Annotated in this window: 6 protein-coding genes and 1 pseudogene; 3 read left to right on the forward strand and 4 right to left on the reverse strand. The window is 58.5% G+C overall.

Annotation, left to right across the window (positions count from 1 at the left end; all coding sequences use genetic code 11):
* The first annotated feature begins 271 nt into the window (after positions 1–271).
* Positions 272–802: a hypothetical protein gene (locus F8R15_RS20495; RefSeq protein WP_152845821.1), complete on the forward strand. Its 531-nt coding sequence runs from the start codon at positions 272–274 to the stop codon at positions 800–802.
* A 189-nt stretch (positions 803–991) separates the two neighbouring features.
* On the opposite strand, the gene F8R15_RS20500 is transcribed toward F8R15_RS20495, so the two are convergent.
* On the reverse strand, positions 992–1,618 hold the full coding sequence (locus F8R15_RS20500) for a response regulator transcription factor (protein WP_253732826.1): 627 nt from the start codon (positions 1,616–1,618) through the stop codon (positions 992–994).
* A gap of 258 nt (positions 1,619–1,876) precedes the next feature.
* A complete protein-coding gene (locus F8R15_RS20505; protein WP_152845822.1) occupies positions 1,877–3,670 on the reverse strand; it encodes a hybrid sensor histidine kinase/response regulator in 1,794 nt (597 codons plus the stop codon).
* A 318-nt stretch (positions 3,671–3,988) separates the two neighbouring features.
* On the opposite strand from F8R15_RS20505, the gene F8R15_RS20510 reads away from it, so the two are divergent.
* The gene (locus tag F8R15_RS20510; RefSeq protein ID WP_152845823.1) at positions 3,989–5,812 is read left to right on the forward strand and encodes a hypothetical protein; all 1,824 of its coding nucleotides are present in this window, start codon (positions 3,989–3,991) and stop codon (positions 5,810–5,812) included.
* A gap of 121 nt (positions 5,813–5,933) precedes the next feature.
* Here F8R15_RS20510 and F8R15_RS20515 read toward each other — a convergent pair whose 3' ends face one another.
* The gene (locus tag F8R15_RS20515; RefSeq protein WP_152845824.1) at positions 5,934–6,431 is read right to left on the reverse strand and encodes a hypothetical protein; all 498 of its coding nucleotides are present in this window, start codon (positions 6,429–6,431) and stop codon (positions 5,934–5,936) included.
* A 182-nt stretch (positions 6,432–6,613) separates the two neighbouring features.
* On the opposite strand from F8R15_RS20515, the pseudogene F8R15_RS20520 reads away from it, so the two are divergent.
* A pseudogene (locus F8R15_RS20520) lies at positions 6,614–6,826 on the forward strand (transposase); the annotation flags it as partial.
* 68 nt (positions 6,827–6,894) lie between these two features.
* Here F8R15_RS20520 and F8R15_RS20525 read toward each other — a convergent pair.
* Positions 6,895–7,620 carry an IS5 family transposase gene (locus F8R15_RS20525; protein WP_152845825.1) on the reverse strand — a complete coding sequence of 242 codons (726 nt, stop codon included), beginning with the start codon at positions 7,618–7,620 and terminating at the stop codon, positions 6,895–6,897.
* Between the last annotated feature and the right edge of the window lie 64 nt (positions 7,621–7,684).

The following is a 7,684-nucleotide window of genomic DNA, read 5'->3' on the forward strand; positions in this document are numbered from 1 at the left end:
GATGTGCCTTCCTCGCCTTGCCTCAGAATGAACGCCTTCTGTGCTTCCGTGAACTTCGATGCTTTCATGCGCTTCCGCTCCTCTCCCAGCCAGGAAAGCTTAGCTGAAAACTCCAGTTTCAAACGGTCCAATTTTCAGGGGGCAGAGCAACCTATATACCAGGTCATCTATACTAAGGTTTGACGCGACATACTAAAGTATGTATATCGAATTGATAGAGTCAGTCGAGGCGCGGATTCTCCCAGGGCGCTGATGGATAAGGGCTACGATCATGTTGAATATCGCTTTTCCGAGTAAGGCGAGGGGCGCTAGTCGCAGCTTTCCGCCGATAGGTGCCTGTAATTCCCTGCATGAAACGCTTGCGGAGCGCGCTCAGCGAGTGGCCGCGCAGCGCCTGCTTCCCAAAGGGGTGATCGTGATGTGCGGTGAAGGCGATGCCGTGGCAGTTGAAGGGCAGCGTCTCGCGACCCAGGAGCGTGCCAATTTCCTGACCGTCCCGGAAGAGGAACTGTCCGTTGATTGGTTGGTCGAACACGCGGGCGAGGTCGATGTCTTGTTGGTCGATGCCGATTACCTGGGTGACGTTGAGGATACCGTCGATTTCTGCCTGAGGGTCCGCCGCGGATGCGCTTCACTGCCTATCATTCTCATTTCCAGCGAGATCCGTGGCGACGATTTCACCTGTGAGAGGATGCACGCATGTGATGTGACGCTAAGGAGCTCAGCTTCACGCATCCGGCTTGAGAATGCCATACGTGCTGCGTTCGAGAATAACGCCTATTACCTGGCTTCCAGAAGCTAGGCTTCGCTCTCTCTTCCTGTCGCCCCCAATTCCAACGGCAGGAAGTGCATGCAGTGGCTGCCGTCAAAATGGTGCCAATCCCCTTAAGGGCATCAGGCACACTGCGCTCTCTCACCCGTGGTGCTACCCCCACCACACCCCAGGGCACCACGGGCGAGAGAGATTAGTGCTCTCCGAGAGACCATATCTTCAAATCAAGCCCATGTTTCGCGCATTCACCACAGCTTGGGTCCGGTTGTGGGCGCCCAGCTTTTTGCAGATCGACTGAACGTGCATCTTGATGGTCGGCTGCGCTAGATCGAGGTTTTCACCGACTTCTCGGTTTGAAAGCCCATCGGCAAGTTGGCACAAAACCGCGTATTCGCGGTCGGATAGCGGTGTCTCCAGCGCTTCCAGAGCGGCGTTCTTCGCTTCAAGAAGATGCATTGGAAAATACACCTCGCCCGCTGCCACGAAACGAATGGTGTTAGTTAGGCTCCGCAACGAAGAGCTTTTGAGGATGATGCCCGCACCGCCTTTTTCGAGAACTTCATTGATAAGGCGGGGTGTCGGAAAGCCGGTCCAGATACTGACGGGCTTTCCGGCATTCAACTTTTTTGCGGTAACGAGCCCCTCTAGACCGTTCATACCGGGCATATTGTAGTCGAGCAGTATGACGTCGAACGGGCCATGTTCGTCGATGCAATCTAGCGCACCTTGAAAATCCGAAGCCGTCGTAAGCTCGACGTCCGGCAGGGTGTCGACATGCATTGACAACATGTCGAGGATCATCTGGTGATCATCTGCGACCAGAAGGCTTAATTTTTCGGCGTCCAATGTCGCCTCCTTTCCAGGTTACTTACGTAGCAGAGACTACGTGATGTTACTCATTACGAACCGAACCCACTACCGATGGTTCCTCGTGGCGAGTAGCAATGCTGATTTCGTCGTTAGCAGTAAATATACACTTAAGATCACATTTTGATTTTCTGCTCTGGCGACGAATGGTTGCTCGGGCGCAACGCGTCGGGCCATCGACTTTGCTGTGTGTATGTTGACCGCCTTCTTTCGCGGCACGAAGGCTTCTTTATAACTTCAGGAGAGCGCCTGCCTTGTCCGATCTATTTCAACTCCGAGCGTCGCGCAGGCAGCTTCGTGTTCATCTGGCTTTCCCGCAGCGAGCTGCACGCAGCGCAAAGCAGTCTCAACGGCTTTAAGGCCCGTCATTCCACTCGAGCCAATAGCCGAGTGAATTAAAGGGCGGGTTTTGTAACCATATCCATTAGTTGTCAGTGCGTTGTGCGTTTCTACGGCTTCCTTGAGAGCGCGCTTCATGAAGTCAAGAGCCGCTACCTCTCCCAGATCCGCCAGCAATTCGGTGCGAATCTCCTCGTCGAAGAGATCGCTGCCGTTTGCGTGATCCGTGGTTGCCCCATGTGTCGTCTTGTGCATCGCGCCTTTTCCTGCGGTTGTCGCCGACTCGAGTATTCGGGTCAAATCTTGTGCCAGAATCGGCTTTTCCAGGAGCTGAGCTATCCCGACAGAGTGCGCGCGGGCGCGTGATGCCTCATCGACGTTGCCGCTCAAGCCCAGCACGACGCGCGGTTTTGCCGAACTGGGCAAGTGGGCTAGCCGTTGCGCAAGGGCGAACCCATCCATCCCCGGCAGGGTTATGTCAATGATCGCTGCATCCACCGGTTTCCGGAGGCCGCGCACAAAACTTAGTGCGCTTTCGGCATCCTTCAGCGCACAGACCTCTGCACCCGCGTTGCGCAGGATCTTGCCCGCCCAACTTCGAATGAGGTCGTTATCCTCCACGACAATCAGGCTTTTTCCGCTTAGCATGAGGTTCGGCTGCGCGTCGACCGGGCGATGGCCTTGAGGGGCGATCATGGTGCTCTCGGGCAGGCTAAACCGCGCCCGAAGACAACTGCGACCTGCGATTATCTCGTTCTCCCAGCTGCCGTTCAGCCCGCGCATGGCCAACCGCATGATCTGCAGGCCGTATTTTTGGCCGTGCCCGATCGCGACATCCTTCGGCTCCTTGCACAGGGCCTCAAGGAGCAGATCGGAAACACCGGAACCCGCCTGCCAGACCTCGATTTTGACCTCCCATTCACCGGCTCTCAATAGGTGCTGTTCGAGTCTGACCTCGACATCTCCGCTCCCATATTTGATCGCGTTGTCGACCATGTTCTGGCTCAGCTCGTGCAACAGAATGGCGGGTCCCTTCAGCCCGACAGCCTGCCGAGCAGAAGTCAGGCGGAGGTGAATGTTACGCTGACGCGCTATCGGCGTTAGGCGAGTCACGACTTCGGACAAGACTTCTTCGAGATCGACCCCCACGGGATTGAGCCAGTTTCCCGCCCTTCCGCTGACGATTGACAGGAGGCGTGATACCTGAGCGAGCGTCTCGTAGATCGCGTCCCTCGCTTCGCTTTGATCGGGGGGCGGCGAAGTTTCCTGTCCGGTAGTAGGCTCAAATGCTTCTTCGAGCGCCGCGAGAACCGACTGCAGCAAGCTTCGCAGGTCATGGACCAACAGGTTTCGCAGCAACTCCAACAGTTCTGGCTCCGCAATCTGCGGTGCCTCTGGTTCGCGTATCACGCGCAGCAGGATCGGATCTGGCTCATCTGTTTCCGTAGACAGCTTAGTAGCGGTGAGCCGCAGATCCCCGGTTTCCAGGGACGTTTTGTTGTGCCGTACCGCGTCTCTCGTCGCTTCGATGAGCGCCGTTCGCATGGGGATGTTGCGAGACAGATCGCATGCAAACGCTTCCGCTGCCGCGTTCATTGCGACGAACTCCCCGTTCGGCTCGAGGGTCAAGACCATCGTTGGATCCGTGGCAAAGGCGGAGCGGAGCAGGGACAAGCGTGCGTTGGTTTCCATTGTCACACATCGAAGGAATCTAGGTCCGTTTCTCAATAACGGGGTCTGGTATGGGTGCCCACTTTATCTTCTGGACGTTCGTAATGCCCAACAGATCAGTAAGGAATTCCTTACCCTTAGCACAGTCAGTCGCACTTGTCCCACCACCCCTTTAGCAGCTTGCGTTGCGAGTTGTGCAGAATTCCCTGACGTTAGATTTTAAAGACATACCAAAGTATATTTACTACAGCAGAATGGGTGGATACCGTTCCTTCACGCTGTGTGGCCGCGGCGACGAAACGAGAACATGGGCGAAAACAACTTGAAGGACGCTTGTAGATGACAACGAGTATGGTTTCCGCAACGCCCGGGACGAACGTCGCAATCGGTGCGACCAGAAATCAGGTGAAACGGTGTTCGCGTGACGGCGATAACCTGATGGTCGTATTGAAAGACGGAAACAGGATCCTCGTCCGGGATTTCTACGTGAAGTCTGCACACGGGGCCCCCACTTCGCTCACGTTTTCCGACGGAACGATGAGCGGCATCAACAACATGCCCCGCACTTCCGTGGAGGCTGGTGGCCTTGCTGGGGGAATAGGGGGCACTCTTTCCGATAATGGCTCTGCGATTGCGGTTGGTATCGCGGGTCTTGTTGCACTTGCTACGGCTAGCTCCGATTTCGGCGCGCAAAATCCCACCGGAGACGTCTCGAACACGCAGGATCCGACCAAACCGACGGAGCCTACCCGCTCGGCAGACCCCGAGGAGGAGCGCGACCCCACGGGGTCGCCGGATGCGGTCGATCAGTCATCGAGCGGCTTGCTTGATCCGTTGGTCGGGGGTTACGGGCTGCTTGGCGAGGAAGGTGTGCTGGGGTCGCCCCTTGGGCTAAGCTCCGTGACTGAGGAAACCGGACTGCTCGCCTCAGTCGTAGGTGATCAGGGGGCGCTAGCGCCGATCACCGGTTCGAAGGGGCTTGTAGGAAGTCTTCTGGGGCGCGGGCTAATCGGCGCAGACGAGCCGACTGCCGAAGACGGGGTTGCGGCGGATGAGGGCCTCCTTGGTGCTGTGACCGGGAATGGTGGGCTGCTCGGTTCGGTGACGGGCTCCGACGGACTGCTTGGTGGCTTGTTGGGCAACGACGGGTTGTTAGGCGCTATTTCCGGGTCAGACGGTCTTCTAGCGGGGCTTCTGGGCGAGGGTCTTCTCGGCGGGAGCGACGGACCCACTGGGCCGGTGTTGGACCGGCTGCTGTCGGACGAGGGAACGCTCGGCGCCTTGACCGGCAATAACGGATTGCTGGGATCGCTCACCGGGTCAGAAGGGCTTATCGGCGATGTGATTGGAGACGATGGCCTCCTTGGCAGCATCACGGGCTCTGACGGGCTGGTTGGGGCGATCCTGGGCGAGGGCCTTCTGACCGGCGATAGTATGTCGGCCGATACAGGCCTTCTCGACAGCGTCGTTGCCGATGGCGGTTTGCTCGGACCCGTGACCGGCGATCATGGCCTGCTCGGGGCGGTTGCCGGTTCGGACGGTGTGCTTGGAGAGTTGGTTGGTGACGCAGGCGTGCTTGCCGGAGTCACTTGGTCGGAGGGGTTAGTGGGCGACCTGCTAGGTCGAGGGCTTCTCGGCGAGACGGGTGAAGTCAATGACGGCAATAGTATCCTCGACGGGGTAATCGGTGATAACGGATTGACGGGCGCTATTCTCGGGGCAGACGGCGCGACTGGTGGGGCGCTGCATGCTGTCGATGATCTGCTGGGAGAGGCGCTTGGGCTAGACAATGGTCTTGTCGGTAGCGCTCTGGATCCGGCAGGCCCGGTGGCCGGGGGCATATCGGCGGCAGATTCGCTTTTGAACAGTGTGGCGGGCCCAGACGGGATGCTCGATGGCCTGGTCGGAGCAGGGGGAGCGCTTGGTTCGCTCACCGGTGTGTCTGGTTTGGTTGGAACGGTCGCCCAGGATGGAGGTTTTCTCGAGCCCGTGACGGGAGATGATGGTCTTCTCGTTCAGGCGCCGGATGTGCTCAGCGGAACCGCCACCTTGCTGCTAGGTGGATCGGATGGCGGCGGTATGTTGGGTAGTGTCGACGACGTTCTCGCCGGTCTTTTGGGTGGCTCGGGGGACCCCTTGTCTGACCTCACCGACCAAGCTTGAACTGACCAAGCTTGGTCTCATGTCGCGGTATGGCGGGGTCGGTTTGCTAACCTGAGGTGAAAGCTGGCTCGATACTTCTTTCGGGCCAATTGTAGCGCTCTTACGAGGCGGGGACTGTGGGTTAACGCTTGCCGAAGGCCACGATCGGCGTTTGAAATCGCCAACTGAATCCGTTCGGTGCAGTGAGCACCACTTGCGTGTAGGGGTGTGCGGTCGCCACGACATTCGCGGGGCCATCGAACGGACGTGGCCGGACATTTTCCAGCTCGTACTTGAGCGGCCAGGGGCAGTTTGCAAGCGTGCCGCGCATCAGGCCCTGCGTGTCTCCTTCGCACTGCCTCCCGTCATTGAGCGTGACCGAAAGAACGGTGCCCCTAAACGCGACCTTGTCCGGCCAAGCAGCCGTGCGCTGAGCGGTCGTCTGCGCCACCATCACACTGCTTCCCGCTGCTTTGGAATAGCTGAGGCTTTGGCTGGCATTCGTCGGCACTGGGGCTGTACTCAGCTCGGCTGGTGAAACTGGTTTCGCACCCGGGGGAACGGCACCTGGCACTGCCGTGAGTGTCAGCGCCTGGCACGCAGACAGCGGCAAAATCAGGAACAACCAAGCTTTGCGCATCAGAACCTCAACTTATCTTTTGGCACCTGCGATAGATACCTTAGTATGTATCGATAATCAATGGGTATGTCTGTGTATCCGGTGCTCTATAGGATACGATGCATTGGTGGCGCGACGAGGCTCTGTTGCGCAAATCCGATCGGGGGATTCATCTGGTGAATCCAGCGTGGTAGCTGGGCGTCATGAGCAGACCTACACCCCCGACCTACAAGACCAGGAACTGGCCAGCCTACAATGAAGCGCTCAAGCGCCGGGGCTCGCTGGCGATCTGGTTTGACCCCGATATGACCTGGGATGCCGCGCCGACAGGACGGCGTGGCCGCCATCAGGCCTATAGCGACGCCGCTATCCAGACGTGCCTTTCAATGAAGGTCTTGTTCGGTATGGCGCTCCGGTGCGCACACCGACGGGCTCTGTTGCACAAATTGGTTGATGGCCGAGGTTCCCCTTTCCCCGGATGGACTTATCCCACAGCTTCCGTGACGGGTATGCCGAGCGCGGTGTAGCCGTTCATGATGGCGATGCGGACCTGAAGTTCCGCGATCTGGCGATCGAAGTCCCGCGCCATGAGGCGCTGACCCAGAAGTTTCACGCAGTGCATCTTGGTTGCCGTGACGCTGCCGATCTCTTCATCCTCGGGGATCTGGTCGAGCAGGTCGGGCAGAACCGGAGCATCTCCGATGTTGCTTCCCGTGATCTCCACGGCACGAACCTCCAATGTTTGCTCGTCGATCCCGAGATGGAGCTTACGCCAGACACGCCGCTTTGGGCCGCCATGTTTGCGCGCGTGCCATTCGCCTTCACCCTCGACCTTGATCCCTGTGCTGTCGACAAGAAGGTGCAACGGCCCCTTGGAACTGCGATACGGAATGTTCACGGCAAGGGTCTTCTGGCGACGAGACAGCGTGCTGAAGTCGGGCACCGCCCATTCAAGGCCGACCAAGCGCAACAGGCTCTCGACGAACCCGGTCGTCTGTCGCAGAGCCATACCGAACAACACCTTCATCGAAAGGCAGGTCTGAATCGCGGCGTCGCTATAGCTCTGCTGGCGACCGCGCCTGCCGGTCGGCGCGGCCTCCCAGCTCATCTCGGGGTCAAACCAGATCGTCAGTGAGCCACGGCGCTTGAGCGCTTCATTGTAGGATGGCCAGTTCCTGGTCTTGTAGGTCGGGGGCGTCGGTCTGCTCATGACAGCCAGCTACCACGCTGGATTCACAACATGAATCCCTTCACGGGATTTGTGCAACAGAGCC

The sequence above is a fragment of the Thioclava sp. JE_KL1 genome, assembly GCF_009296265.1.
GTDB lineage: Bacteria > Pseudomonadota > Alphaproteobacteria > Rhodobacterales > Rhodobacteraceae > Thioclava.

Coding starts and splice junctions, on each gene's coding strand:
- F8R15_RS20515 (WP_152845824.1), bottom strand. CDS start 6,431: ATGCGCAAAGCTTGGTTGTTCCTGATTTTGCCGCTGTCTGCGTGCCAG.
- F8R15_RS20495 (WP_152845821.1), top strand. CDS start 272: ATGTTGAATATCGCTTTTCCGAGTAAGGCGAGGGGCGCTAGTCGCAGC.
- F8R15_RS20505 (WP_152845822.1), bottom strand. CDS start 3,670: ATGGAAACCAACGCACGCTTGTCCCTGCTCCGCTCCGCCTTTGCCACG.
- F8R15_RS20525 (WP_152845825.1), bottom strand. CDS start 7,620: ATGAGCAGACCGACGCCCCCGACCTACAAGACCAGGAACTGGCCATCC.
- F8R15_RS20510 (WP_152845823.1), top strand. CDS start 3,989: ATGACAACGAGTATGGTTTCCGCAACGCCCGGGACGAACGTCGCAATC.